The 26390-nt window shown below is 51.1% G+C and carries 25 protein-coding genes; 14 read left to right on the top strand and 11 right to left on the bottom strand.

Annotated features, from left to right (window positions below; all coding sequences use genetic code 11):
* Positions 1-57: 57 nt before the first annotated feature.
* Positions 58-2247 carry a ferric-rhodotorulic acid/ferric-coprogen receptor FhuE gene (gene fhuE, locus ACJHWR_RS11490; RefSeq protein WP_000953418.1) on the bottom strand — a complete coding sequence of 730 codons (2190 nt, stop codon included), beginning with the start codon at positions 2245-2247 and terminating at the stop codon, positions 58-60.
* Between the two features lie 333 nt (positions 2248-2580).
* Between fhuE and hinT the strand changes: the two genes are divergently transcribed.
* The 8 genes from hinT to ACJHWR_RS11450 all read left to right on the top strand — a co-directional run bounded on the left by hinT (position 2581) and on the right by ACJHWR_RS11450 (position 8851).
* Positions 2581-2940, top strand: coding sequence for a purine nucleoside phosphoramidase (gene hinT / locus ACJHWR_RS11485; protein WP_000807125.1), 360 nt, complete (start codon positions 2581-2583; stop codon positions 2938-2940).
* A gap of 2 nt (positions 2941-2942) precedes the next feature.
* Positions 2943-3320, top strand: a complete 378-nt coding sequence (locus tag ACJHWR_RS11480; RefSeq protein WP_001225289.1) for a YcfL family protein — start codon at positions 2943-2945, stop codon at positions 3318-3320.
* Positions 3321-3333: 13 nt separating this feature from the next.
* Positions 3334-3975, top strand: coding sequence for a penicillin-binding protein activator LpoB (gene lpoB / locus ACJHWR_RS11475; RefSeq protein WP_000164439.1), 642 nt, complete (start codon positions 3334-3336; stop codon positions 3973-3975).
* A complete protein-coding gene (gene thiK, locus ACJHWR_RS11470; protein ID WP_001116603.1) occupies positions 3956-4780 on the top strand; it encodes a thiamine kinase in 825 nt (274 codons plus the stop codon). Before lpoB ends, thiK begins: the two co-directional genes overlap by 20 nt.
* Positions 4781-4790: 10 nt before the next feature.
* On the top strand, positions 4791-5816 hold the full coding sequence (gene nagZ, locus ACJHWR_RS11465) for a beta-N-acetylhexosaminidase (RefSeq protein WP_000529284.1): 1026 nt from the start codon (positions 4791-4793) through the stop codon (positions 5814-5816).
* A 22-nt stretch (positions 5817-5838) separates the two neighbouring features.
* Entirely contained in the window at positions 5839-6381 is a 543-nt protein-coding gene (gene ycfP / locus ACJHWR_RS11460) for an alpha/beta hydrolase YcfP (RefSeq protein WP_000587933.1), read from the top strand.
* A 399-nt stretch (positions 6382-6780) separates the two neighbouring features.
* Entirely contained in the window at positions 6781-8085 is a 1305-nt protein-coding gene (ndh, locus tag ACJHWR_RS11455) for an NADH-quinone dehydrogenase (RefSeq protein WP_012311941.1), read from the top strand.
* Positions 8086-8311: 226 nt separating this feature from the next.
* Positions 8312-8851, top strand: a complete 540-nt coding sequence (locus tag ACJHWR_RS11450) for a glycine zipper 2TM domain-containing protein (protein ID WP_001043459.1) — start codon at positions 8312-8314, stop codon at positions 8849-8851.
* 61 nt (positions 8852-8912) lie between these two features.
* Here the strand turns inward: ACJHWR_RS11450 and comR are convergent, their stop codons facing one another.
* Positions 8913-9545 carry a TetR family copper-responsive transcriptional repressor ComR gene (gene comR, locus ACJHWR_RS11445; protein WP_001308562.1) on the bottom strand — a complete coding sequence of 211 codons (633 nt, stop codon included), beginning with the start codon at positions 9543-9545 and terminating at the stop codon, positions 8913-8915.
* 240 nt (positions 9546-9785) lie between these two features.
* Here comR and bhsA point away from each other — a divergent pair, with 240 nt between their 5' ends.
* Positions 9786-10043 carry a multiple stress resistance protein BhsA gene (gene bhsA / locus ACJHWR_RS11440; protein WP_000800153.1) on the top strand — a complete coding sequence of 86 codons (258 nt, stop codon included), beginning with the start codon at positions 9786-9788 and terminating at the stop codon, positions 10041-10043.
* 81 nt (positions 10044-10124) lie between these two features.
* Here bhsA and ldtC read toward each other — a convergent pair whose 3' ends face one another.
* From ldtC to ACJHWR_RS11425, 3 genes are all read right to left on the bottom strand, one after another.
* Positions 10125-11087: a L,D-transpeptidase LdtC gene (gene ldtC / locus ACJHWR_RS11435; protein WP_019842382.1), complete on the bottom strand. Its 963-nt coding sequence runs from the start codon at positions 11085-11087 to the stop codon at positions 10125-10127.
* Between the two features lie 144 nt (positions 11088-11231).
* Positions 11232-14678 carry a transcription-repair coupling factor gene (gene mfd, locus ACJHWR_RS11430; RefSeq protein ID WP_012311878.1) on the bottom strand — a complete coding sequence of 1149 codons (3447 nt, stop codon included), beginning with the start codon at positions 14676-14678 and terminating at the stop codon, positions 11232-11234.
* A 127-nt stretch (positions 14679-14805) separates the two neighbouring features.
* A complete protein-coding gene (locus ACJHWR_RS11425; protein ID WP_000810223.1) occupies positions 14806-15879 on the bottom strand; it encodes an acyltransferase family protein in 1074 nt (357 codons plus the stop codon).
* A gap of 260 nt (positions 15880-16139) precedes the next feature.
* On the opposite strand from ACJHWR_RS11425, the gene lolC reads away from it, so the two are divergent.
* The 5 genes from lolC to cobB are packed head-to-tail and all read left to right on the top strand — an operon-like array spanning position 16140 to position 21054.
* Entirely contained in the window at positions 16140-17339 is a 1200-nt protein-coding gene (gene lolC / locus ACJHWR_RS11420; RefSeq protein ID WP_000284714.1) for a lipoprotein-releasing ABC transporter permease subunit LolC, read from the top strand.
* A complete protein-coding gene (lolD, locus tag ACJHWR_RS11415) occupies positions 17332-18033 on the top strand; it encodes a lipoprotein-releasing ABC transporter ATP-binding protein LolD (RefSeq protein ID WP_001033701.1) in 702 nt (233 codons plus the stop codon). The genes lolC and lolD overlap by 8 nt, the downstream gene beginning before the upstream one ends.
* On the top strand, positions 18033-19277 hold the full coding sequence (gene lolE / locus ACJHWR_RS11410; protein WP_001251368.1) for a lipoprotein-releasing ABC transporter permease subunit LolE: 1245 nt from the start codon (positions 18033-18035) through the stop codon (positions 19275-19277). The genes lolD and lolE overlap by 1 nt, the downstream gene beginning before the upstream one ends.
* 28 nt (positions 19278-19305) lie before the next feature.
* Positions 19306-20217 carry an N-acetylglucosamine kinase gene (gene nagK, locus ACJHWR_RS11405; protein ID WP_000291270.1) on the top strand — a complete coding sequence of 304 codons (912 nt, stop codon included), beginning with the start codon at positions 19306-19308 and terminating at the stop codon, positions 20215-20217.
* A gap of 15 nt (positions 20218-20232) precedes the next feature.
* Entirely contained in the window at positions 20233-21054 is an 822-nt protein-coding gene (gene cobB, locus ACJHWR_RS11400) for a Sir2 family NAD+-dependent deacetylase (protein WP_000952736.1), read from the top strand.
* A 137-nt stretch (positions 21055-21191) separates the two neighbouring features.
* On the opposite strand, the gene ACJHWR_RS11395 is transcribed toward cobB, so the two are convergent.
* From ACJHWR_RS11395 to potA, 6 genes are read right to left on the bottom strand one after another with little or no spacing between them, the layout of a single operon-like run.
* Entirely contained in the window at positions 21192-21980 is a 789-nt protein-coding gene (locus tag ACJHWR_RS11395) for a TPM domain-containing protein (protein ID WP_000723291.1), read from the bottom strand.
* Positions 21977-22438, bottom strand: coding sequence for a DUF3592 domain-containing protein (locus tag ACJHWR_RS11390; protein ID WP_001313748.1), 462 nt, complete (start codon positions 22436-22438; stop codon positions 21977-21979). The genes ACJHWR_RS11395 and ACJHWR_RS11390 overlap by 4 nt, the downstream gene beginning before the upstream one ends.
* Positions 22439-22495: 57 nt before the next feature.
* Complete coding sequence (gene potD / locus ACJHWR_RS11385) at positions 22496-23542, bottom strand: spermidine/putrescine ABC transporter substrate-binding protein PotD (protein WP_000759309.1); 1047 nt, start codon at positions 23540-23542, stop codon at positions 22496-22498.
* Complete coding sequence (gene potC / locus ACJHWR_RS11380; RefSeq protein WP_000580316.1) at positions 23539-24333, bottom strand: spermidine/putrescine ABC transporter permease PotC; 795 nt, start codon at positions 24331-24333, stop codon at positions 23539-23541. Before potC ends, potD begins: the two co-directional genes overlap by 4 nt.
* Complete coding sequence (gene potB / locus ACJHWR_RS11375) at positions 24330-25187, bottom strand: spermidine/putrescine ABC transporter permease PotB (protein WP_410226696.1); 858 nt, start codon at positions 25185-25187, stop codon at positions 24330-24332. The genes potC and potB overlap by 4 nt, the downstream gene beginning before the upstream one ends.
* The gene (gene potA / locus ACJHWR_RS11370) at positions 25171-26307 is read right to left on the bottom strand and encodes a spermidine/putrescine ABC transporter ATP-binding protein PotA (RefSeq protein WP_000531594.1); all 1137 of its coding nucleotides are present in this window, start codon (positions 26305-26307) and stop codon (positions 25171-25173) included. The genes potB and potA overlap by 17 nt, the downstream gene beginning before the upstream one ends.
* Between the last annotated feature and the right edge of the window lie 83 nt (positions 26308-26390).

The raw sequence follows: 26390 nt of genomic DNA, 5'->3' as shown, positions 1-26390 counted from the left end.
CGTAAGACGTTGGGGAGACTAAGGCAGCCAGATGGCTGCCTTTTTTACAGGTGTTATTCAGAATTGATACGTGCCGGTAATGCTGAAATTACGCGGTGCGCCGTAGACGATAGAACCTTCCACGTTGGTATCGTAGGTTTTGTCGAACAGGTTATTGACGTTCCCCTGTAACGAGAAGTTTTTCGTCACCTGGTAGCGGGTGAAGAGATCCACCAGCGCGTAGCTACCTTGCTCGGCGCGGAAGGTGCCATACGGTGTCACGGTGTCGGTATACACGCGATTTTGCCAGTTAACACCACCGCCGACCGTCAACTCTAGCATGACAGGCAACCGATAGCTGGTGAACATTTTAATCGTGGAGCGTGGCAGATTAGGATTAACGGCGTTTCCTTCGTTATCCTCTGCAATATAGCGCGTTGCGCCAAACGTCAGCTGCCAGTTGTCGGTAATTGCGCCGTTGAGTTCAAATTCCACACCTTTACTGACTGTCCCATCCACCGCTTTATAGGCGGTTTCGCCGTTGCTGCCGGGGATAGGTGTACCGGTGGACTGAGCGACATTATCCTGCTCAATACGGAAGATGGCTAACGTGGTGGTCAGACGGCTATTCATCCAGTCCGATTTCAGACCCAACTCGTAGTTGTTACCGGTGATTGGAGTCAGATATTTACCTGAACTGTCACGATCATTTTGCGGCTGGAAAATAGAGGTATAGCTGGCGTAGGTCGACCAGTTGTCATTGATGTCAAACACCAGACCAGCATAAGGCGTGGTGTGGTTTTTCTCCATGCTGTAAGTCAGCGTATCAACCCGCCAGTTGGTATAACGAGCGCCGAGGATCAGATGCAGCGGATCGGCAAGGGTGACACGAGTGGCAGCATATAACGATTTCATATGTGTGGTATCGTCCTGCGCCAGGCTCTGTGGTGACCAGTCGGTTTGTGGGAAATTGCCATTAAAGTTGTAGAAACTGCCAATTTCATCCGGGAAGATGTTGGCCCATGAACTGAAGTAACGATTGTTTTGTTTGCTGTAACTGCCACCAAACATTAGATTGTGCTGACGACCAAACAATTCATAACTACCGTCAGCGAACAAATCCAGCGCATCAACTTTACGTTTGCCGCTGTTCCAACCGGTGCCGCCGACATAATCAAAACCAGGTCCATAATTACTGTATGGCCCAACCAGCATACCATCCGCTTTGTTTACATAGGCATCGACATACATCATTTTGCTGTCAAATTCGACTTCAGAGTGGGTGGCATTCAGCGTCGCTTGCCAGGTATCAGCAAACCGCTGCTTCAGGGTCATAAAGACCTTGTTGATCTCTTTATCGTTGTACGCCCAGTCAGGTGCGGTACTGCGTGCGCGATCGTAACTGTTGCTGCTGCCATCAGTATTCCAGCGCGGTAAACCGCCCCAGGTTGGGCTATTAACATCAATACGCTGATATTCGTAACCGGCTGAAAGCATCGTAAGATCGCCTAAATCAGCATCGACAATGCCGGAGAAGAAGGTCTTTTCACTGTTGTAGCGGTCCAGCCATGAGTCGTTATTCTGGTAGCCGCCGACAATTCGTGCGCGGATTTTACCATCTTCGGTGAGTGGGCTTTGTAAATCCGCCACATACCGTTCTTTGTTCCAGCTACCGTATTCCGCCGAGACATCGCCTTTAAATTCACGACTGGTCGCGTGTTTTCGAACCATATTAATTGCCGCAGATGGATTACCCGTCCCGGTCATGAGGCCTGTCGCGCCACGCACTACTTCTACGCGTTCAAACAGTGCCATATCAGAAAGTGCGTCGCCCAGATTCCAGCGCGATTCAAAATAGGTGGGGATACCATCAACCATATAGTTATCGATCTGGAATCCGCGGGAATAATAAAGAGCACGATCGGAATCCGCCTGACTTTTGCTGATCCCCAGCGTGTTTTCCATCACTTCGCCCAGCGTTTGTAACTGCTGATCTTCCATCCGCTGCTGGCTAACAATAGTGACCGACTGAGGAATATCACGTTGAGTCATCTGCATTTTTGTACCCGCAGAGGTAGACGTTACGTTGTAATCATTTTCGCCATCATCTGGGGCTGTGGCTGAACCCTCAACAATCACCGTTTCTTCAGTGACTGGTGCAGCAAAAGCGGCGGAAGGTAATAGTGCCAGTGCTATGCAACCGGCAAGGAGTGACGATTTGATGATAGCTTGATGTTGATTATCCCTGTTAAATTGTGTCGAAAGCATTTGAAATCTCTTGGTTTATGTTGGCGTCAGGCTCATGCCGGAGCAGGGTGATGAGCGGTTATATTTAGTGTGCGAATAATTTTGTATGTAAATGCAAATGAGAAATATACGCATTCATATTTAGTGTGTAAACCAAACAGAGAATGTCTTTTCAGCGCATTCGCAGGCAGAAATGGGAATAATGGCGATATATACGGCAGCAAAACGATTTTTTGCTTAAGAAATCGTGAGTTAAGGTTGAAAGAGCAGGTTTAACTCGACCATACTCTATACTCGCAGTGTGGCGCGGCGTAGCATGGCGCAACGCATGGCTATTTGAAAAAGGAAAATGTCGTGGCAGAAGAAACTATATTCAGCAAAATTATTCGTCGTGAGATCCCCTCCGATATCGTCTACCAGGATGATCTGGTAACGGCGTTTCGCGATATTTCGCCGCAAGCGCCAACGCATATTCTGATCATTCCGAATATCCTCATTCCGACTGTGAACGACGTGTCTGCTGAGCATGAGCAGGCGCTGGGACGCATGATCACCGTAGCGGCAAAAATTGCTGAGCAAGAAGGTATTGCCGAAGATGGCTATCGTCTGATCATGAACACCAACCGCCACGGCGGACAAGAGGTTTACCACATCCATATGCACTTGTTGGGTGGCCGTCCGCTTGGACCAATGCTGGCGCATAAAGGTCTGTAACGATGAGAAAAGGATGCTTTGGGCTGGTGTCTCTGGCGTTGTTAGTGCTGTTGGGCTGTCGTTCACATCCGGAAATTCCGGTGAATGATGAGCAATCGCTGGTGATGGAGTCATCTTTATTGGCTGCGGGCATCAGTGCAGAAAAGCCCGTCCTTTCGACATCTGATATTCAACCTTCAGCATCCTCAACGCTTTATAACGAAAGGCAAGAACCCGTTACCGTTCATTATCGTTTTTACTGGTATGACGCCAGAGGGCTGGAGATGCATCCTCTGGAAAGGCCACGCAGCGTTACCATTCCCGCACATTCGGCGGTCACGCTGTACGGCAGCGCCAATTTTCTGGGGGCGCACAAAGTCAGACTTTATCTATATTTGTAAGGGGTGAATCTTGATGACAAAAATGAGTCGCTACGCCTTGATTACCGCGCTGGCGATGTTTCTCGCCGGGTGTGTGGGGCAACGTGAACCTGCGCCGGTAGAAGAAGTGAAACCAGCGCCGGAACAACCAGCCGAGCCGCAACAGCCTGTCCCCACAGTGCCATCGGTGCCGACGATACCGCAGCAGCCAGGCCCAATTGAGCACGAAGATCAAACTGCACCGCCTGCGCCGCATATTCGCCATTATGACTGGAATGGCGCAATGCAGCCGATGGTCAGTAAGATGCTTGGGGCTGATGGCGTGACTGCGGGTAGCGTCCTGCTGGTTGATAGCGTTAACAACCGTACTAACGGTTCGCTGAATGCCGCAGAAGCGACCGAAACGCTGCGAAATGCGCTGGCTAATAACGGTAAATTTACCCTGGTTTCCGCCCAGCAGCTGTCGATGGCTAAGCAACAATTAGGTTTGTCGCCGCAGGACAGTTTAGGCACCCGTAGTAAAGCCATAGGCATTGCCCGCAATGTTGGCGCTCATTACGTGCTGTACTCCAGCGCCTCTGGCAACGTTAACGCTCCGACCCTACAAATGCAGCTGATGCTGGTGCAGACGGGCGAAATTATCTGGTCAGGTAAAGGTGCCGTTTCGCAGCAATAATCCCCTCACGCGCGACGAATTGCTGTCGCGCTTTTTCCCGCAGTTTCATCCCGTCACGACGTTTAATAGTGGGCTTAGTGGCGGGAGTTTTCTCATTGAACATCAGGGCCAGCGTTTTGTTGTGCGTCAGCCGCACGATCCTGATGCGCCGCAGTCCGCGTTCTTGCGCCAGTATCGGGCTTTATCACAACTACCCGCATGCATTGCACCGAAGCCGCATTTATATCTCCGTGACTGGATGGTAGTCGACTATCTGCCCGGCGAGGTAAAAACGTATTTGCCGGATACTAACGAACTGGCAGGCTTGCTGTATTATCTACATCAACAACCGCGTTTTGGCTGGCGAATAACGCTGTTGCCGTTACTGGAACTGTACTGGCAGCAAAGCGATCCGGCGCGGCGGACAGTGGGTTGGCTGCGAAGGTTAAAACGTCTGCACAAAGCGCGGGAACCACGGCCTTTACGCTTAAGTCCATTGCATATGGATGTCCACGCCGGAAATTTAGTGCATAGCGCGTCAGGGTTAAAACTCATCGACTGGGAGTATGCCGGAGATGGTGATATCGCGCTGGAACTGGCGGCGGTCTGGGTGGAAAATACTGACCAGCACCGGCAATTGGTCAATGACTATGCCACTCGCGCGAAGATTTATCCGGCGCAATTATGGCGTCAGGTCAGGCGATGGTTTCCCTGGCTGCTGATGCTCAAAGCAGGGTGGTTTGAGTACCGCTGGCGACAAACCGGCGATCAACAATTTATCAGGCTGGCCGATGACACCTGGCGGCAGCTATTAATAAAACAATAAGGAGAGCAGTGTGGGTCCAGTAATGTTGGATGTCGAAGGTTACGAACTGGACGCGGAAGAGCGTGAAATACTGGCGCATCCGCTGGTGGGAGGGCTGATTCTCTTTACGCGTAACTATCATGATCCTGCCCAGTTACGTGAACTGGTGCGCCAGATCCGCGCAGCTTCGCGCAATCATCTGGTGGTGGCGGTTGATCAGGAAGGTGGACGCGTGCAGCGTTTTCGTGAAGGTTTTACCCGCTTGCCAGCGGCACAATCATTTGCTGCGCTGTTGGGAATGGAAGAAGGCGGAAAACTGGCGCAAGAGGCAGGTTGGTTGATGGCCAGCGAAATGATTGCTATGGATATTGATATCAGCTTTGCGCCAGTGCTGGACGTCGGGCATATCAGCGCGGCGATTGGCGAGCGTTCTTATCATGCCGATCCCGAAAAAGCCCTGGCAATTGCCAGCCGGTTTATTGATGGTATGCATGAAGCCGGAATGAAAACTACCGGGAAACACTTCCCAGGTCACGGTGCAGTAACGGCAGACTCACACAAAGAAACACCGTGCGACCCACGTCCGCAAGCGGAGATTCGCGCTAAAGATATGTCGGTCTTCAGTTCCTTAATCCGCGAAAATAAACTCGACGCCATTATGCCTGCGCATGTGATCTACAGTGATGTTGATCCGCGTCCGGCGAGCGGTTCTCCCTACTGGCTGAAAACCGTTTTGCGTCAGGAATTGGGTTTTGACGGCGTGATTTTCTCTGACGATTTATCGATGGAAGGCGCAGCGATTATGGGCAGTTATGCCGAGCGTGGACAGGCATCACTGGATGCAGGTTGCGATATGATCCTGGTCTGCAATAATCGTAAAGGGGCCGTCAGCGTGTTAGATAATCTGTCACCGATCAAGGCAGAACGTGTTACACGTTTGTATCATAAAGGTTCATTTTCGCGACAGGAACTGATGGACTCGGCTCGCTGGAAAGCGATCAGCGCCCGTCTGAATCAGTTACATGAACGCTGGCAGGAAGAGAAGGCAGGTCATTAACCCTGGCTTATGTGAGGAAGCGATGATTATCTATTTGCACGGTTTTGACTCTAACAGTCCGGGTAACCACGAGAAAGTCTTACAATTGCAGTTTATTGACCCGGATGTACGGCTAATAAGCTACAGTACGCGGCATCCGAAACATGATATGCAGCATTTGCTCAAAGAAGTGGACAAAATGTTGCAACTGAACGTCGACGAGCGCCCGCTCATTTGTGGTGTTGGTCTGGGCGGTTATTGGGCTGAGCGGATTGGTTTTCTCTGTGATATCCGCCAGGTGATCTTCAACCCCAATTTGTTCCCTTATGAGAACATGGAAGGGAAGATTGATCGCCCGGAAGAGTATGCCGATATTGCCACTAAGTGTGTGACCAACTTCCGTGAGAAGAATCGCGATCGTTGCCTGGTGATTTTGTCGCGTAATGATGAAGCGCTTAACAGCCAGCGGACATCTGAAGAGTTGCATCATTATTACGAGATTGTCTGGGACGAAGAGCAGACGCACAAATTCAAGAATATCTCCCCGCATTTACAGCGCATTAAAGCGTTCAAAACCCTCGGGTAAATGCCCTCGTCGCATCAGGTAACCTTGCCGGTACCTGATGCGCTCCGGATTCTGTGGGTCGGATAAGGCGTTCACGCCGCATCCGACAGTCGAGCATCAATGCCTGATGCGCTTCTTATCAGGCCTACCAAACGCCCTCCATACACACCTCACTCTATATCATTCTCACAAATCAGCTCAAATAATAAACAACAAACTCTGTTTTTTGATCTCACCCGGTAAAGTCGCCTATCTTTTCAGCAACAAAACTTGATTAACATCAATTTTGGTATGACCAATGCACCATTCATGTTATTCTCATTAGCGAAGAACATTTTCATTGCTGTAACCTGTTGTTAATTAAGAGCTATGTTAATAACTATTAGTTAACAATTGGTTAATAAATTTAAGGGGGTCACGTTGACTACGCCATTGAAAAAAATTGTGATTGTCGGCGGCGGTGCTGGTGGGCTGGAAATGGCGACACAGCTGGGACATAAGCAGGGACGCAAGAAAAAAGCCAAAATTACGCTGGTCGATCGTAACCACAGCCACTTGTGGAAACCGCTGCTGCACGAAGTGGCGACTGGCTCGCTTGATGAAGGCGTCGATGCGTTGAGCTATCTGGCCCATGCGCGCAATCATGGTTTCCAGTTCCAGCTGGGTTCCGTCATTGATATCGATCGTGAAGCGAAAACAATCACTATTGCAGAACTGCGCGACGAAAAAGGTGAATTGCTGGTTCCGGAACGTAAAATCGCCTATGACACCCTGGTAATGGCGCTGGGTAGCACCTCTAACGATTTCAATACGCCAGGTGTCAAAGAGAACTGCATTTTCCTCGATAACCCGCACCAGGCGCGTCGCTTCCACCAGGAGATGCTGAATCTGTTTCTGAAATACTCCGCCAACCTGGGCGCGAATGGCAAAGTGAACATTGCGATTGTCGGCGGCGGCGCGACGGGTGTAGAACTCTCCGCTGAATTGCACAACGCGGTCAAGCAACTGCACAGCTACGGTTATAAAGGTCTGACCAACGAAGCCCTGAACGTAACGCTGGTAGAAGCGGGCGAACGTATTTTGCCTGCATTGCCGCCACGTATCTCTGCTGCGGCCCATAGTGAGTTAACGAAACTTGGCGTTCGCGTGCTGACGCAAACCATGGTCACCAGTGCTGATGAAGGCGGCCTGCATACTAAAGATGGCGAATATATTGAGGCTGATCTGATGGTGTGGGCAGCCGGGATCAAAGCGCCAGACTTCCTGAAAGATATCGGTGGTCTTGAAACCAACCGTATCAACCAGCTGGTGGTGGAACCGACGCTGCAAACCACCCGCGATCCAGACATTTACGCTATTGGCGATTGCGCGTCATGCCCGCGTCCGGAAGGGGGCTTTGTTCCGCCGCGCGCTCAGGCTGCACACCAGATGGCAACTTGCGCAATGAACAACATTCTGGCGCAGATGAACGGTAAGCCGCTGAAAAGTTATCAGTATAAAGATCACGGTTCTCTGGTATCGCTGTCGAACTTCTCCACCGTCGGTAGCCTGATGGGTAACCTGACGCGCGGCTCAATGATGATTGAAGGACGAATTGCGCGCTTTGTATACATCTCGCTATACAGAATGCATCAGATTGCGCTGCATGGTTACTTTAAAACCGGATTAATGATGCTGGTGGGGAGTATTAACCGCGTTATCCGTCCACGTTTGAAGTTGCATTAATCGGCTTGTACTGGCGGATGGGGCATAAACGCCTCATCCGCCCTGGACAAATGGTACGAGCGGTAGGCCTGATAAGACGCGTTAAGCGTCGCATCAGGCATTCCTTCAGACTCCTCCGAATCCTTAAGTATTTCCAGCCATTCTCGCGCTTTTCATCTTCTGTCTGATAGCTGCTTTTCTCCTTCGCTTGCATGATTGGCATAACTGCAAAGAAGGAGGTGTTCCCGTGAATAAATCAATGTTGGCGGGTATCGGGATTGGTGTCGCAGCTGCGCTGGGCGTAGCGGCAGTGGCCAGTCTGAACGTGTTTGAACGTGGCCCGCAATACGCTCAGGTTGTTTCTGCAACCCCAATCAAGGAAACGGTTAAAACACCGCGTCAGGAGTGTCGCAACGTCACAGTGACCCATCGTCGACCGGTGCAGGATGAAAATCGCATTACCGGGTCGGTGCTCGGCGCTGTTGCTGGTGGCGTGATAGGGCATCAGTTTGGTGGTGGTCGCGGTAAAGATGTCGCTACTGTTGTGGGGGCGCTGGGTGGTGGATATGCCGGTAACCAGATCCAGGGCTCTCTCCAGGAAAGCGATACTTACACGACTACGCAACAGCGTTGTAAAACGGTGTATGACAAGTCAGAAAAAATGCTCGGTTATGATGTGACCTATAAGATTGGCGATCAGCAGGGCAAAATCCGCATGGACCGCGATCCGGGTACGCAGATCCCGCTAGATAGCAACGGGCAACTGATTTTGAATAACAAAGTATAACAAGGCTGTACTCTGCAATTTAGCCCCTCATTCGCTCAGGCTGAGGGGCTTTTTTTGCGCCTTATTTCACCAGTTCGGGCCATAAACGCAAAGTCGTTCGGGCAATCTGCATCAGTTTTTCCAGCGATGCACCTTCGCGTGCGCTGATCGACATCCCCTGAATAATACAATTAAGGAATTCTGCCAGATGCGTCACGTCACAGTGGGTCGGGATTTCCCCGCGCGCTTGTCGTTGACATAAAAACTGCTGCAAAGTGCGCTCTTGCATCGCATGGCGTGATTTCAGCGTATTGCCGATATCTCCGGAATCCGGGGAGAGGGTGGTGCAGTTGTTGATCATAAAGCAGCCAGCCGGGGTGTCTTTGCTGGTAAAGCAGTTGGCGATGGCAGCAAAATAGTCAGCCAGCGCAGACTCCACGCTTTTCTCTTCACAAAACAGCTGTGCTTCATGCTTAGCGGCAAAACGATCGATATAGCGGTCGAGTACGGCGCGGAATAACCCCTCTTTGTTGGTAAATTCCGCGTATAGCGTGGGCGCTTTAGCTCCGGTCGCTTCAACGAGGTCCGCAAGAGAAGTCGCTTCATAACCGTGTTGCCAGAACAATTTCATGGCCTTATCAAGCGCGGCATCCCTGTCGAACACTTTTGGGCGGCCACGGCTTTTTTTTACACATTGTGTTGAGTCAGTTGCCATGATGCCGTTGTACCTGGTGACTGTGAATGAAAGGTTATTATAAAAATAATCACCTCCGTTCACCAGTCCAGATCCCATAAAAATAATTGCTTTCTATTTAACTGAAATTTAAAGATTTTCAAATTAATTAATGATTGTTATAAAAAATATCTTGTATGTGATCCAGATCACATCTATCATTTAGTTATCGATCGTTAAGTAATTGCTTGCGACGTCATTCATCTGCATAAGGCCACTATTATGAAAAACGTAAAAACCCTCATCGCTGCGGCGATTTTAAGCTCAATGTCATTTGCCAGCTTTGCGGCTGTCGAAGTTCAGTCAACGCCAGAAGGCCAACAAAAAGTCGGTACTATCAGTGCTAACGCGGGGACAAATCTGGGATCGCTGGAAGAGCAGCTGGCGCAAAAAGCGGATGAGATGGGCGCAAAATCTTTCCGTATTACTTCTGTAACCGGTCCGAATACCCTCCATGGAACAGCAGTAATTTATAAATAAGCATTAACCCTCATTAATGCCTGCTACTGCTGATTTTTTCCCCGCGACATGCCGTGTCGCGGGGATTTTTTTATCCAGGATTTACAGAGTTTGTGGGCTCACTTGATGACGGCGGACATCCACCGGCATCCCGGAACGGACATCCATCACATGTTGCATCACTTCAGCGTCAGTTTGTGCTGCATCTTTAAATGATTGCATTGCGCTATTCAGCGTAATTGGCAGCAGCTGCGGATCGTCATCAATCTTCTCAGACAGCGGCTGATGTACTTCAACCAGACGCGCACCGTTTGGTTCGGCAGAGACTTTTATCGGAGTGTTGATGATATTCACTTTGGTGCCTGGGGTGACCTGGCTAAAGAGTGTTTTGATATCGTCATCCCGCAGACGAATACAGCCAGAACTTACCCGCATGCCAATGCCGAAATCGGCGTTCGTACCATGAAGCAAATAAACGCCGCCATAGGCCGCCAGACGAATCGCATGATGGCCCATTGGGTTATCCGGTCCAGCCGGCACTACCGCAGGCAACTCAATTCCCTGTGCTTTATAACGGGCGCGGATGTTTGCCGTTGGCGTCCAGGTTGGGTTTGCACGTTTGTCTGAAACGGTGGTCACCATTGTTGGTGTCAGCGTGTCACCACCCAACTGACCAATGCCGATGGGATACACGGTTACCGAATTTTTACCCGGCGGGTAGTAATAGAGACGCAGCTCCGCAATGTTGATCACAATGCCTTCACGCGGCGCGTCTGGAAGTAGGGTTTGCAACGGGATCGTTAACACGCTACCCGCGCGCGGTACGTAAGGATCAACGCCGGGGTTAGCCTGTAACAGCGCGAGAAAGCCGACGTTATATTTTTTGGCGATGGCTTCCAGAGAACCACCGTCATTTTCCACAACATGAAATTTGTTTTCACCAACCAGACGACTGCCCGCAGGCGGCAGCGGCCAGGTGTTGGCTTTTGCCGGTAGCGCCAGCGCCACGGCAGCGGCGAACGTAAAAAACGTTAGCCAGCGAGAAAAATGCGTTTTGATCATCACCAAAAATCCATAATAAATATAAGGTTATTGTAATAAACAGATAAGCCTGAATTATGGATGGTGACAGTGTCGGATAGTGCAGGGAAGTGCAAAGAATTTGTAAATGTTGCAGATGGGGGCGCAGAAACGCCCCTAATCTAACCATCAAGCGATCGCGTTCTCTTCCAGTTCACGCATAAACTGGCGTACCCATTCGATACGCGTTTTCCGCTCACTCAAATCCTGAATAAACTTCAGGCGCGTCGGGCCATCGAGGCGATAATGCTGCGGCTGTTTTTGCAGCAAACCAATCAACCAGGCCGGATTAACGTGATTCTTCTCGGCAAATTCGATCACGCCGCCTTTCTCATTACCTTCCAGCTTCCTGATCCCCAGTTTCTGCGCTTGCTGGCGCAGACGGGCAATATCCAGCAGGGTACGCGCCGGATCCGGCAGCAGGCCGAAGCGATCGATAAGCTCGACTTTGATCTCTTCCAGTTCGTTTTCCGTTTTGGCGCTGGCAATACGTTTATAGAACGACAAACGCGTATTCACGTCAGGAATGAAATCATCTGGCAATAGCGACGGTATCCGCAGCTCGACTTCTGTTTGCTGGCTGGTGAGATCTTCCAGCGACGGCTCGCGTCCGGCTTTCAGCGCATCGACGGCGTTTTCCAGCAACTCCATATACAGCGAGAAACCGATGGTTTCCATTGAGCCGCTTTGTTCTTCGCCAAGCAGTTCACCCGCGCCGCGGATCTCCAGATCGTGCGTTGCCAGCGCAAAACCTGCACCGAGATCTTCCAGCGAGGCAATCGCTTCAAGACGTTTTTGTGCATCGGTAGTCATCGCTTTTGGATGCGGTGTCAGCAACCATGCATATGCCTGATGATGCGAACGTCCGACGCGACCGCGTAACTGGTGCAGCTGCGCCAGACCGAAGTGATCCGCGCGTTCAATGATAATGGTGTTGGCTGTCGGGATGTCGATCCCGGTTTCGATAATGGTGGTACAAACCAGCACGTTGAAACGTTGATGATGGAAATCATTCATCACCCGTTCCAGTTCGCGCTCACGCATTTGCCCGTGACCGATGGCGATCCGCGCTTCTGGCACCAGTTCTGCCAGCCGTTCGGCGGCTTTCTGGATGTTTTCCACATCATTGTAAAGATAATAAACCTGCCCCCCGCGCAAAATTTCACGCAGGATCGCCTCCCTGACCACCAGGCTGTCATACTCACGGACAAAGGTTTTAACTGCCAGACGACGGGCGGGCGGCGTGGCGATAATCGACAGGTCACGCATTCCGCTCATTGCCATATTCAGCGTACGTGGGATCGGCGTTGCGGTAAGTGTCAGAATATCCACGTTCGCCCGCATCGCTTTAATGCGCTCTTTATGACGCACCCCGAAGCGGTGTTCTTCATCGACAATCAGCAGACCTAAATCTTTAAACTTGACGTCATTTTGCAGCAGTTTGTGCGTACCGATCAGAATATCGATTTTCCCTTCCGCCACTTCCGCAAGGATTTGCGTCTGCTCTTTGGCGCTACGGAAACGGGAGATCATTTCGATGCGTACTGGCCAGTTAGCGAAACGGTCGCGGAAGTTGTCGTAATGCTGCTGCGCGAGAAGGGTGGTAGGCACCAGCACCGCCACCTGCTTGTGGTTATCTACTGCCAGGAAAGCGGCGCGCATCGCCACTTCTGTTTTACCAAAGCCAACATCGCCGCACACCAGACGATCCATTGCCAGCGGCTGACACATGTCGCTAAGTACCGCATTAATGGCCTGTGCCTGATCCGGCGTGGTTTCAAACGGGAAGCTGTCGCAGAACAACTGATACTGCTCACGATCGTGTTTAAACGCGAAGCCCTCTTTGGCGGCTCGTTGCGCGTAGATATCCAGCAATTCTGCTGCCACATCACGCACTTTTTCCGCCGCTTTCTGCCGAGCGCGTGACCACGCATCGCCGCCAAGTTTATGCAGCGGGGCGTTTTCTTCCGCGCCACCCGCGTAACGGCTAATCAGATGCAGTGACGACACCGGAACATACAGTTTGGCGTCGTTGGCATAGGTGAGCATCAAATACTCGCCAGTAATGCCGCCCGCTTCGAGCGTGGTCATTCCGGCATAGCGGCCGACACCGTGCTCCAGATGGACCACCGGCTGACCAATATGCAGCTCCGCGAGGTTACGGATCAGTGTATCGGGGTTGATGGTGCGGCGAGAGTCCTGACGACGACGGGCAACACGTTCACCGAGCAGATCGCTTTCGCAAATCAGCGCCAGATTACGCACCGTATCGACAAAACCATGTTCGGCAGCGCCAATCATCAGATAACGCCCACGGTCTTTGGCTTCATCAAGACGCATAATGCGTTGAGGAGCAATTTTAATTCGCGCGAGCAGTTCACCCAGCGCTTCACGGCGACCTTCACTTTCTACCGAGAACACCACCGGACCGTCGAAAGACTCGAGGAACTTACGCAGCGCATCCAGCGGTGCTTTTTGTTGTGCCTGAACGGCCAGGTCTGGCAGTTTCTGGAAACCTAAATTGGCATTCGCGGCTTTTGTCGGTAAATGTTCAGTTTTTAGCTGCACTCGGGGCCAGTTTTTCAGCTCTGAGAAGAGCTCGTCCACCCGCAGCCAGAGCGATTGTGGTGGCAACAGTGGGCGCATCGGATCGACGCCGCGATTCTCAAAACGCGCCAGCGTGTCAGCCTGGAAACGTTCGGCACTGTTTTCCAGATCGCCAGTATTCACCAGCAAGGTATTGGCAGGGAAATAACTGAACAGCGGCGGCAGTGGTTCGCTGAAGAATAGCGGCTGCCAGTACTCGATCCCGGCAGGTAATGTGCCTTTACTCACTTGCTGGTAAATATGTTCCGGATCGCGCTTCACTTCGAAGGTATCGCGCCACTGGCTGCGGAACAGTTCAATTGCCGCTTTATCGGTCGGAAATTCGTGCGCGGGCAGCAGATTGATCGCTTCTACTTCCTCCAGCGTGCGCTGGCTGTCGACGTCAAACACCCGCAGGCTGTCGATTTCATCATCAAAGAAATCAAGACGATAAGGCAGCTCACTCCCCATCGGGAAGAGATCCAGCAACGCGCCGCGCGTGGCGTATTCGCCGTGCTCCATCACCTGGTCAACATGGCGATAACCGGCGCTGTCCAGTTGGGTTCGTAATGCATCTCGTGACAGGCGCTGACCTTTTTTCATCACCAGCGCATGGCCGTGGAGAAAACTGTGCGGGCAAACGCGCTGCATAAGCGTATTCACCGGAACAATCAGTACGCCACGCTGCATCGTCGGTAGCTGGTAAAGGGTGGAAAGGCGCGAGGAGATAATGTCCTGATGAGGCGAAAAACTGTCGTAGGGAAGAGTTTCCCAGTCCGCCAGATTCATCACCATCTGGTCGGTAAACTGGCTAATTTCATCATGCAAACGCAGAGCATTTTGCATATCTGGCGCAATAAGCACCACTGGTCCGGCGTGACGTTCGGCAATTTCCGCTACCAGCGTCGCGCAGGCAGCGCCAGTTAACTCGCCCAGCAGACGCTGCTCACCCGCTTTGACGGGCAGCGTATAACGATATTGTTCAGGCATAACGGTTGTCAGATTCTCGTTAGGATATGCCTCAACATATGGGGGCATATCTCTGATAAGCAATGCTGTTCATTATCCGTAATCGACATGGTTTAGCAAATTGAATCGCCCCGGCTGGGGCGATGGCTTAGCGGGAGTAACTGACGGCCGCGGGCAGAGAAGGCGGGGAGAACAACAGATCGCTGAATGCGCGCTGTGAAAGTTTTCTTACCAGCAAGCCCGCAACAGTACAGATGAACAAACTAACAAAGGGGTAAACCAGCAGGAGTGTCAGTTCGACTTGCGGCGACCAGCGTGCTGCGTTCATTTGCGCAAGCAGAGTTAAGCTGAATATTTCAACCAGAATGCGATGGGTGGTGTAGATAGCAATGGTGTTGGAACCAATCACATTCAGCAGGCTGGAGGAACGCATACCGAAACGCTGCTCGTACTGATAAAACAGCTTCATGATTACCACAATCGATACCAGCGACAACAGCAGCGAGATAGTAAACAACCAGGCACCGACCGCCAGAACGGTCAGCAAAGAAGCCATCAGCAGATGGCGGCGCAACGGCACCTCTTTAACACAGGTCATTATTGTTGCGCCAAACCATGCGCCAAGGCTGTAATAAGGCAAATTGCGGATCACACTGTTCATTCCCCACCACGGCGTGGGAACGAAATTAACCGCCACACTCAGCAGTACAAACAAGGCGAATAGTGGCAGCGCCAGGCGGTTAAAAATTTTACATATCACGAAATAGACAATTAAAGCATACAGATACCACAAGCTGGTGCTGGCGGTGATCATCCCGTGCAGGAACTCACCGGTAGAATCGGCATAAGCGGCATTGGAGGCATTACTTAAATTGCGCTCAGGTGCCAGCCACTGATTTAGTGCACTTATCGCCAGCCACTGCACTACGCCCCAAAGTGCCAGCACCCAGAAGATGCTCCAGATGCGTTTATCAAGACAATTTCCCCATGGCACGCTGTCGATATAGCGGCGAATTAAATAGCCAGAGATAAAGAAAAAAACCGGCATACGAAAGGGGGCAAGGTAAAGATTGAAATAGATCCAGCATTTGCTCAGGACTTCCGATAACGGATGCTGAAAAGTGCTCAGATGCGGATAAAAGGTAATCACCGAGTGATAAATCACTACCAGACAAATACATAACCCTTTGATCTGGTTAATCCATAGCTCTTTTTGTTTCATCAGGACAACACGCTCTTTTTATTTAACATGCTGTTGATCCTGAGGGGCCAGTCGCGTGGTGTAATGCGTATCTGTCTGTATTTGGTTATTTTTCAGATAAAGATCAGGCCACAAGGCCAATGAGAAAATGAGGCCCTTTAGTCGATTGATTTGCTGGTACTTTTCAGATTAGCCCTGACGATCACTTACAGTTCAGACGTTTACCCATCCCGCTTTCGCTTATATACTCGTGTCTTTGCTACAGCAACCAGACGGATTTCATGTACCAACCTGTCGCTCTATTTATTGGCCTGCGTTACATGCGTGGGCGTGCAGCGGATCGCTTCGGTCGTTTCGTCTCCTGGCTTTCTACCATCGGCATTACCCTCGGGGTGATGGCGCTGGTCACAGTATTGTCAGTGATGAACGGCTTTGAGCGCGAGCTGCAAAACAACATCCTTGGCCTGATGCCACAGGCAATTCTCTCTTCTGAGCATGGCTCTCTTAACCCGCAGCAACTCCCGGAAACGGCAGTCAAACTGGACGGCGTTAATCGCGTCGCACCTATTACTACCGGTGATGTGGTACTGCAAAGCGCGCGCAGCGTGGCGGTCGGGGTGATGCTGGGTATCGACCCGGCGCAAAAAGATCCACTAACGCCGTATCTGGTCAATGTGAAACAAACTGACCTCGAGCCGGGGAAATATAATGTCATCCTCGGTGAACAGCTTGCCTCACAGTTGGGCGTCAATCGCGGTGATCAAATCCGCGTGATGGTGCCATCTGCCAGCCAGTTCACGCCGATGGGGCGTATTCCAAGCCAGCGCCTGTTCAATGTGATTGGCACTTTCGCCGCCAACAGTGAAGTCGATGGCTATGAAATGCTGGTGAATATTGAGGATGCCTCGCGTCTGATGCGTTATCCGGCAGGCAATATTACCGGCTGGCGTTTGTGGCTGGATGAGCCGCTGAAAGTCGACTCATTAAGTCAGCAAAAACTGCCTGAAGGCAGCAAATGGCAGGACTGGCGTGACCGTAAAGGCGAGCTTTTCCAGGCCGTACGCATGGAAAAAAATATGATGGGCTTACTGCTGAGCCTGATTGTCGCCGTTGCGGCGTTTAACATTATTACCTCGCTAGGGCTGATGGTGATGGAGAAGCAGGGCGAAGTAGCGATCCTGCAAACGCAAGGCTTAACTCCGCGACAAATCATGATGGTCTTTATGGTGCAAGGGGCCAGCGCTGGGATTATCGGTGCGATCCTCGGAGCGGCGCTTGGCGCACTGCTTGCCAGCCAGTTGAATAATCTGATGCCGATAATCGGCGTCCTGCTTGATGGCGCGGCGCTGCCGGTCGCTATCGAACCTTTACAGGTCATTGTTATTGCGCTGGTGGCGATGGCTATCGCGCTGCTGTCTACGCTTTACCCTTCATGGCGCGCTGCCGCCACTCAACCCGCTGAGGCTTTACGTTATGAATAAGATCCTGTTGCAATGCGACAACCTGTGCAAACGCTATCAGGAAGGCAGTGTGCAAACCGATGTACTGCACAATGTCAGTTTCAGCGTCGGCGAAGGTGAAATGATGGCGATCGTCGGTAGCTCTGGTTCCGGTAAAAGTACCTTGCTGCACCTGCTGGGCGGGCTGGATACACCAACCTCCGGCGATGTGATCTTTAACGGTCAACCGATGAGCAAACTGTCTTCGGCGGCAAAAGCAGAACTGCGCAACCAGAAGCTGGGCTTTATTTATCAGTTTCACCACCTGCTGCCGGATTTTACTGCCCTGGAAAACGTGGCTATGCCACTGCTGATTGGCAAGAAAAAGCCCGCTGAAATCAACAGCCGTGCGCTGGAGATGTTAAAAGCGGTGGGGCTGGGGCATCGTGCGAATCACCGCCCATCTGAACTTTCTGGCGGCGAACGCCAGCGTGTGGCGATTGCCCGTGCGCTGGTCAATAACCCGCGTCTGGTACTGGCGGATGAACCTACCGGTAACCTCGATGCGCGTAACGCCGACAGCATCTTCCAGTTGCTTGGGGAATTGAATCGCTTGCAGGGCACCGCCTTCCTGGTGGTTACTCACGACCTGCAACTGGCGAAACGTATGAGCCGCCAACTGGAGATGCGTGATGGTCGTCTGACGGCGGAACTGAGCCTGATGGGGGCGGAGTAATGGCGATGCCTTTATCGTTATTAATTGGCCTGCGTTTTAGTCGCGGACGGCGGCGCGGCGGCATGGTGTCGCTGATCTCCGTCATTTCTACCATCGGCATTGCCCTCGGCGTGGCGGTATTGATCGTCGGCTTAAGCGCGATGAACGGCTTTGAACGCGAACTGAATAACCGCATTCTGGCGGTGGTGCCGCATGGTGAAATCGAAGCGGTGGATCAGCCGTGGACTAACTGGCAGGAAGCACTGGATAACGTGCAGAAAGTGCCGGGTATTGCCGCCGCTGCGCCGTATATCAATTTCACCGGGCTGGTGGAAAGTGGCGCGAATCTGCGCGCAATCCAGGTGAAGGGCGTTAACCCGCAACAGGAACAGCGTCTGAGCGCATTACCCTCGTTTGTTCAGGGGGATGCCTGGCGCAATTTTAAAGCGGGCGAACAGCAAATTATCATCGGCAAAGGCGTGGCGGATGCGCTGAAAGTGAAGCAGGGCGATTGGGTGTCGATTATGATCCCCAACTCGAATCCTGAGCATAAACTGATGCAGCCAAAACGTGTGCGTTTGCACGTTGCCGGTATTTTGCAGTTGAGTGGTCAACTCGATCACAGTTTTGCCATGATCCCGCTGGCGGATGCCCAACAATATCTTGATATGGGTTCCAGCGTGTCAGGTATTGCCCTTAAAATGACGGATGTTTTCAACGCCAATAAGCTGGTACGCGATGCGGGTGAAGTGACCAACAGCTATGTTTATATTAAAAGCTGGATTGGTACTTACGGCTATATGTATCGCGATATCCAGATGATCCGCGCCATTATGTATCTGGCGATGGTACTGGTGATTGGCGTGGCCTGTTTCAACATCGTCTCCACCTTAGTGATGGCGGTGAAAGACAAGAGTGGCGATATCGCAGTATTAAGAACGCTGGGGGCGAAAGATGGTTTAATTCGCGCCATCTTTGTCTGGTATGGATTGCTGGCAGGGCTGTTCGGCAGCCTGTGTGGGGTGATTATCGGCGTAGTGGTTTCACTGCAACTTACCCCGATTATTGAGTGGATTGAAAAGCTGATCGGTCATCAGTTCCTCTCCAGCGATATCTATTTTATTGACTTCTTGCCATCGGAATTGCACTGGCTGGACGTCTTCTACGTACTGGTCACAGCATTGTTGCTGAGTCTTTTGGCAAGTTGGTATCCGGCGCGGCGCGCCAGTAATATTGACCCTGCGCGAGTCCTTAGCGGCCAGTAAAGGCAGTACATTAAAACAAGGAGCGGCAATGTATTACGGGTTTGATATTGGTGGAACAAAAATTGCGCTAGGCGTGTTTGATAGCGGTCGGCAGTTGCAGTGGGAAAAGCGGGTGCCGACACCGCGTGACAGCTATGACGCATTTTTAGATGCAGTGTGTGAGCTGGTAGCTGAAGCTGACCAACGTTTTGGCTGTAAAGGCTCTGTCGGCATCGGTATTCCGGGAATGCCGGAAACAGAAGATGGTACGCTGTATGCCGCCAATGTCCCCGCTGCCAGCGGTAAACCGCTGCGTGCCGACCTGAGCGCACGTCTTGATCGCGATGTACGCCTTGATAACGATGCCAACTGTTTTGCCCTTTCAGAAGCCTGGGATGATGAATTTACTCAATATCCACTGGTGATGGGGTTGATTCTCGGCACCGGCGTTGGCGGCGGGCTGATTTTCAACGGTAAACCAATTACCGGTAAAAGCTATATTACCGGCGAATTTGGCCATATGCGTCTGCCGGTTGATGCGTTAACCATGATGGGGCTGGATTTCCCGTTACGCCGCTGCGGCTGTGGTCAGCATGGCTGCATTGAAAATTATCTGTCTGGTCGCGGTTTTGCGTGGCTGTATCAACACTATTATCATCAACCGTTGCAGGCTCCTGAGATCATTGCGCTTTATGATCAAGGCGATGAGCAGGCAAGGGCGCACGTTGAGCGTTATCTGGATTTATTAGCGGTTTGTCTGGGAAATATCCTGACCATTGTTGACCCTGACCTGGTCGTCATTGGTGGAGGCTTATCGAATTTCCCGGCAATCACAACGCAACTGGCGGACAGGCTGCCTCGTCATCTCTTACCTGTAGCTCGTGTTCCGCGCATTGAACGCGCGCGCCACGGTGATGCGGGGGGAATGCGTGGTGCGGCCTTCCTACATCTAACCGATTAATCAACAGAGGTTGCTATGCTGTCGCGTCGGGGTCATCGGTTAAGTCGTTTTCGTAAAAATAAACGCCGCCTGCGCGAGCGTTTGCGTCAGCGTATTTTTTTCAGAGATAAAGTGGTGCCGGAAGCAATGGAAAAACCAAGAGTACTCGTACTGACAGGGGCAGGGATTTCTGCGGAATCAGGTATTCGTACCTTTCGCGCCGCAGATGGCCTGTGGGAAGAACATCGGGTTGAAGATGTGGCAACGCCGGAAGGTTTTGATCGCGATCCTGAACTGGTGCAAGCGTTTTATAACGCCCGTCGCCGACAGCTGCAGCAGCCAGAAATTCAGCCTAACGCCGCGCATCTTGCGCTGGCTAAACTGCAAGACGCCCTCGGCGATCGCTTTTTGCTGGTGACGCAGAATATCGACAACCTTCATGAGCGTGCCGGTAACACCAATGTTATTCATATGCATGGGGAACTGCTGAAAGTTCGTTGTTCACAAAGTGGTCAGGTTCTCGACTGGACCGGAGACGTTACCCCAGAAGATAAATGCCATTGCTGCCAGTTCCCGGCACCCTTGCGACCGCACGTAGTGTGGTTTGGCGAAATGCCACTCGGCATGGATGAAATTTATATGGCGTTGTCGATGGCCGATATTTTCATTGCCATTGGTACTTCGGGGCATGTTTATCCAGCGGCTGGGTTTGTTCACGAAGCGAAACTGCATGGCGCGCACACCGTGGAACTGAATCTTGAACCAAGTCAGGTCGGTAATGAATTTGCCGAGAAATATTACGGCCCGGCAAGCCAGGTGGTGCCAGAATTTGTTGAAAAGTTGCTGAAGGGATTATAAAGCGGGAAAAATTGCCTGATGCGCTACGCTTGTCAGGCCTGTGAAGGGGCGCAATTAATTGAATTTGCAGGTTTTGTGGGCCGGATAAGGCGTTCGCGCCGCATCCGGCATAATACATGCGAACTTTACTGCCTCTTTTACCGTTTACTCGTCCATAGTAACGCGGCAATAAACGTACAGACACCAATCAGCCCTGCCCAGAGTGGCGATATTCTGGTAATCGCAAAGCTGTTATCGATATACAAACATAAAGCCTGATAACCCATATTGGCAACAGCCATCGCCACTGCAAATTTTAACGCATAATAAAGGCGCGTTGTGTAGTTAAAAAATGCAGCAAAGACGATGAATGCAACTGCCCAGGCAAAAAGGCCTAATGTCGTGGTACTGCCGGGTGGATCATTTTCATGCTGTTGTCCGGGATGCGGATAATATGTCAGTGGCGGCGTCGGTTGTTTTAATATCTGTGCTTGTAAAACAGCCAATGCATTATTGATTCCCTGATACCAGAGATCTGCATGTAAATAAGCCAGAGTGTGATTTTCTACCAGAAGGCCGAGATGTTTATCGTCCATACTGCTTTCGACCTGGCCGTTGGTTATCATAATTAACCGTGGCTCGCGGGTAGTAAAGAGTAACAGAATACTTCCTTTTACATTACTCATTGAAGATGCCGCATGCGCCAGCATCGCTTTGCCATTTTGCCTGAGACTGGCTTCATTATTAATGTCGGGTAAAACCACAATAAACGGTACAACTCCGGTTTGTTGGCGAAAAAGTTCGGCTTTATGCGCGATCTCTTCAGCATCTGGTACAGTACCGGTAACATCCGTAAAAAGTGTCTTCATTATTGGAATTAAGGGCTTACTGATTGCCGTCAGAGGCAGGAACATCAGTAAACTGAGCAGTATCATGATTTTTTTCATGGGCGGGACTTCCGTTTCCTGCGTGTCTTTTTAGAGGAGGGCATACTGATTAATAAACCGACGGCGATAAAAATAACGCCCATAATGCCGATAAACCCCCATTTAAAAAAATTAACCCACGGGTTATTTATCTCAGCCTTTTCAGGATGTCCTGGAGAATAATAAACATTAACTTTATCGCCTTCGCTGTCTTCATAAAAATCGCTGCCAATACTCGAATTGAAAATTAGCGTGTAATCTGGCGTCGGACGAAAGGCAACGACGGGATACCACGAACCATTTTTACCCGTGCGATGAGAATGACTGGAGTGCCAGACGGTATCAACAATGACGCCTTCAGTATGAATCGCGTCTTTGCTATAGGTGAACTGGTTATAAAAGATAACAACAGAAATGAGGATCAGTACCAGACCGATACCGAAGAATATACGAAAGAAAACTTTACTGTCCTGACTCATTAGCCACATCCTTGCTAAATAAAAAACGGGCGGTAATACCACCGCCCGCTTGCTGAATTAACGTCCTGCTTTCAGCTTCTGATAATACTCTTCATAAATGCTGCTGGCTGCGCCAACGTCATTCTGCCATTCACCATTTTTAATGGTTTCAGCATCCGGGTAGAGCGTTTTGTCGTTCGCCACTTCAGGACTTAACAGCTTACGCGCCGCAAGGTTTGGCGTTGGATAACCGATAGTTTCAGCAACCTGTTTTGCCACATCGGGGCGCAGCAGGAAGTTGATCAATTTCAGCGCACCTTCTTTGTTTTTGGCATTTGCCGGGATCGCCAGGCTGTCCATCCAGAAAATGCCGCCTTCTTTCGGCCACACCACGTCAATTGGCGTACCCGCCTGCCGTGCAACGAAAGCAGAACCGTTCCAGATCATGCCGAGGTTAACTTCGCCTTCCATGTACGGGTTAGCCGGGTTATCGGAGTTAAACGCTGCGACGTTTGGCATCAGTTTTTTCAGCTCGTTATATGCAGCTTCAATCTCTTTCGGATCGGTAGTGTTACCGGAGTAGCCCAGTTTGCGCAGCGCCATCTGGAACACTTCACGGGCATCGTCGGTCAGCAGCAGGCTGCCTTTGTACTCAGGTTTCCACAGATCGGCCCAGCTGGTGACAGATTTCGGATCCACCGCATCACCGTTAACGCCAATCGCCGTCGCACCCCAGATATACGGAATGGAGTAGTCGTTATTCGGGTCAAACGGCTTGTTGAGCATGTCTGGATCGAGGTTGCTGAAATTGCTTAACTTCGACTTGTCGATCTTCTGGATCATCCCTTCTTTACGCATTTTATCGACGTAATAGGTTGAAGGAACCACCAGGTCATAGGCACCGTCTTTGTACGTTTTCAGCTTCGCGTACATGGTTTCGTTCGACTCGTAAGTCGAATAGATAACCTTAATACCGGTTTCTTTGGTGAACTGTTCAAGCAGTCCTGGCGGCACGTACTCGGTCCAGTTGTAGAAATACAGCGTGTTGTTGTCATCGGCGTGAGCGGCGCTCATGCCCAGTGCCAGAGCACCCGCCGCGAGCAGGTGGCGTGACCATTTTTTCATTTAACGTCCCCTGTGTTACCTTTCGTTTTATCACGAGCAATAAGCTGGCTGGCAATTACCATCACCAGCGACAGCACCAGTAATATGGTTGCCAGCGCGTTAACTTCCGGCGATACGCCGACTTTGACCATCGAATAAATTTTTAACGGCAGAATTTCATAACTCGGCCCGGTGACAAACGAAGAAACTACCACATCGTCCATCGACAGGGTAAAGCTTAACACCCAGCCCGCCGCTACCGCTGGCATTGCCAGTGGCAGAATGATTTTTCGCAGAATGGTAAATTCGCTGGCACCGAGATCTTTCGCCGCTTCCAGCATTCGCACGTCAAAACCTTTCAGGCGCGAATACACTGTCACTACCACAAATGGCAGGCAGAAGGTGATATGCGAGAACAGCAGCGACCAGAAGCCAAGCTGAATACCCAGCAGCATAAACAGCACCAGCAGCGAAATCGCCATCACGATATCTGGTGACATCATCACCACAAACAGCATTCCGCTAACGAACGGCTTACCACGAAAGCGATAACGGTACAGCGCAACTGCCGTCAGTGAACCGATAAGCGTAGCAAACGTCGCCGAAAACACCGCCATTGTTAGTGAATGCTGCGCTGCCTGTAACAGGCTGTCGTTGTTCATCAGCAGGCTATACCATTTGGTGGTAAAACCTTGCCAGTTGATGCCAAAGCGCGAGCTGTTAAAGGAGTTCACAATCAAAATAATGATTGGGATATACAGGTACGCGTAGATAGCGGTCATAAAACCGCCGCGAAGCAGTCGACCGATCATTCGAGTTCCACCTTCTTATTCAGCAAACGAGAAGCGCGCCAGTAAACCAGCAACATCAGGCCCATTACGATAGTCAGCGTAATGCTGGTGGCTGCACCAAACGGCCAGTCACGAATATTGAGGAACTGTACCTTGATGACGTTACCGATCAGCAGGTTTTTCGCACCGCCCATCAGGTCGGACACATAGAACAGGCCCATCGCTGGCAGCATCACCAGCAGACATCCGGCAATAATCCCCGGCATCGTCAGTGGAATAATGATGCGGATAAAAGTCTGTAACTTGCTGGCACCGAGATCGCGCGCCGCCTCAAGCAACGGCTTATCCAGTTTTTCGATACTGGAGTACAGCGGCATCACCATAAACGGCAGCAGAATGTAAACCAGACCGATAATCACCGCACTGGGCGTGAACATGATGCGAATTGGTGTATCAATAACGCCCAGCCAGAGCAAAAACTCGTTGAGATAGCCTTTGGTGCTGAGGAAAATTTTCAGCCCGTAGATACGAATCAATGAGTTGGTCCAGAACGGAACAATCAGCAGAAACAGCAGCAGCGGACGCACCTTGTGTGGCAACTTCTCCAGAAACCAGGCAAAAGGATAGCCCAGCACCAGGCAGGCGAGGGTGGCGATCAGCGCCATATTCAGCGAGTGCAATAGCACTTCAAAATAGAGCGGATCGAGCAGACGCGTGTAGTTATCCAGCGTAAAGACCATTTTGACGAAACTGGCGTCGTCGCGGGTCAAAAAGCTGGTGCCAATGATCATCAGGTTGGGCAGAAAGACAAACAACACAAGCCAACCGACAATAGTGACAATCACTACATTCTGGAACTTACTTGTGTTCTTCATCAGCCAGTACGACCTCCCAGCTTTCTACCCAATTAATGGCCATTTTTTGGTCGAGAGAGTGGTCAAAGTCAGGGTCGTCTTCATTGAAGAATTCGCTGACCATCACCATCTTGCCATTTTCCAGTTCAACAACCGACTCCAGCGTCATGCCTTTGTAGTTACGCTCGCGAACGTAACCAATCAGCCCTTCAGCGTGGTTGTCGTCGTTAATCTCTTCAACACGTAAGTCTTCCGGGCGCAGCAGAACATGCAGTTTTTGCCCCGGTTCAACGGCGAAGTTAACGTAGATATTACATTCGCGGCCTTCAACGTTGGCGCGTACCCGCTGCTCGTCGAGACGTTCGATGACAGTGGCGTTAAACATATTGATTTCGCCAATAAACCCAGCAACAAACAGGTTTTTCGGCTCTTCATAGATTTCACGCGGCGTGCCGTCTTGCTCAATGCGACCATCGCGCATCACCACAATCCTGTCCGACATGGTGAGTGCTTCTTCCTGGTCGTGAGTCACGAAGACGAATGTAATGCCAAGCTTACGCTGTAACGCTTTCAGCTCGTTCTGCATTTGCTTGCGCAGTTTGTAATCCAGCGCTGAGAGCGACTCATCCAGCAACAACAGACGAGGCTTGTTAACCACCGCGCGGGCAATGGCGACGCGTTGCTGTTGACCACCAGAGAGCTGATGCGGTTTGCGTTGAGCGAAGGTTTCCAGCTGCACCATCCGCAGGGCTTCCATCACGCGGGGCGTAATTTCAGCAGCGGGGGTTTTTTGCATGCGCAACCCAAAGGCCACATTTTCGAACACGGTCATGTGGGGGAAAAGTGCGTAGCTTTGGAAAACAGTATTCACATAGCGGTTTTCCGCCGGAACGTGGGTGATGTCCTCGTTATCCAGCATGATGCGTCCGGAATCAACAGTTTCCAGACCTGCAATCAGGCGAAGAACGGTTGTTTTACCGCAGCCAGAAGGGCCAAGCAGCGTGAGGAACTCGCCATTGTTGATAGTCAGATCCAGCTGGGGAATGACCTCTTTACCATCAAAGCATTTGCGAATTCCCGCCAATTGCACCAGCGGTGAAAGCGAACTCGGTTGTTTATTCAATTTTTTACTCTGTCCCATGTAAACGCAACGGATGGCTTACCGATGCGGGGTTTGTGGTTAACCACCTTGGTGACTCTTAATGAGGGCGGTAATTCTACGGC

It is taken from the genome of Escherichia sp. WS568 (assembly GCF_046486085.1).
Classification (GTDB): Bacteria; Pseudomonadota; Gammaproteobacteria; order Enterobacterales; family Enterobacteriaceae; genus Escherichia; species Escherichia coli.
The sequence above is the reverse complement of the archived record's forward strand: the minus strand, read 5'-3'. Positions and strand labels throughout refer to the sequence as shown.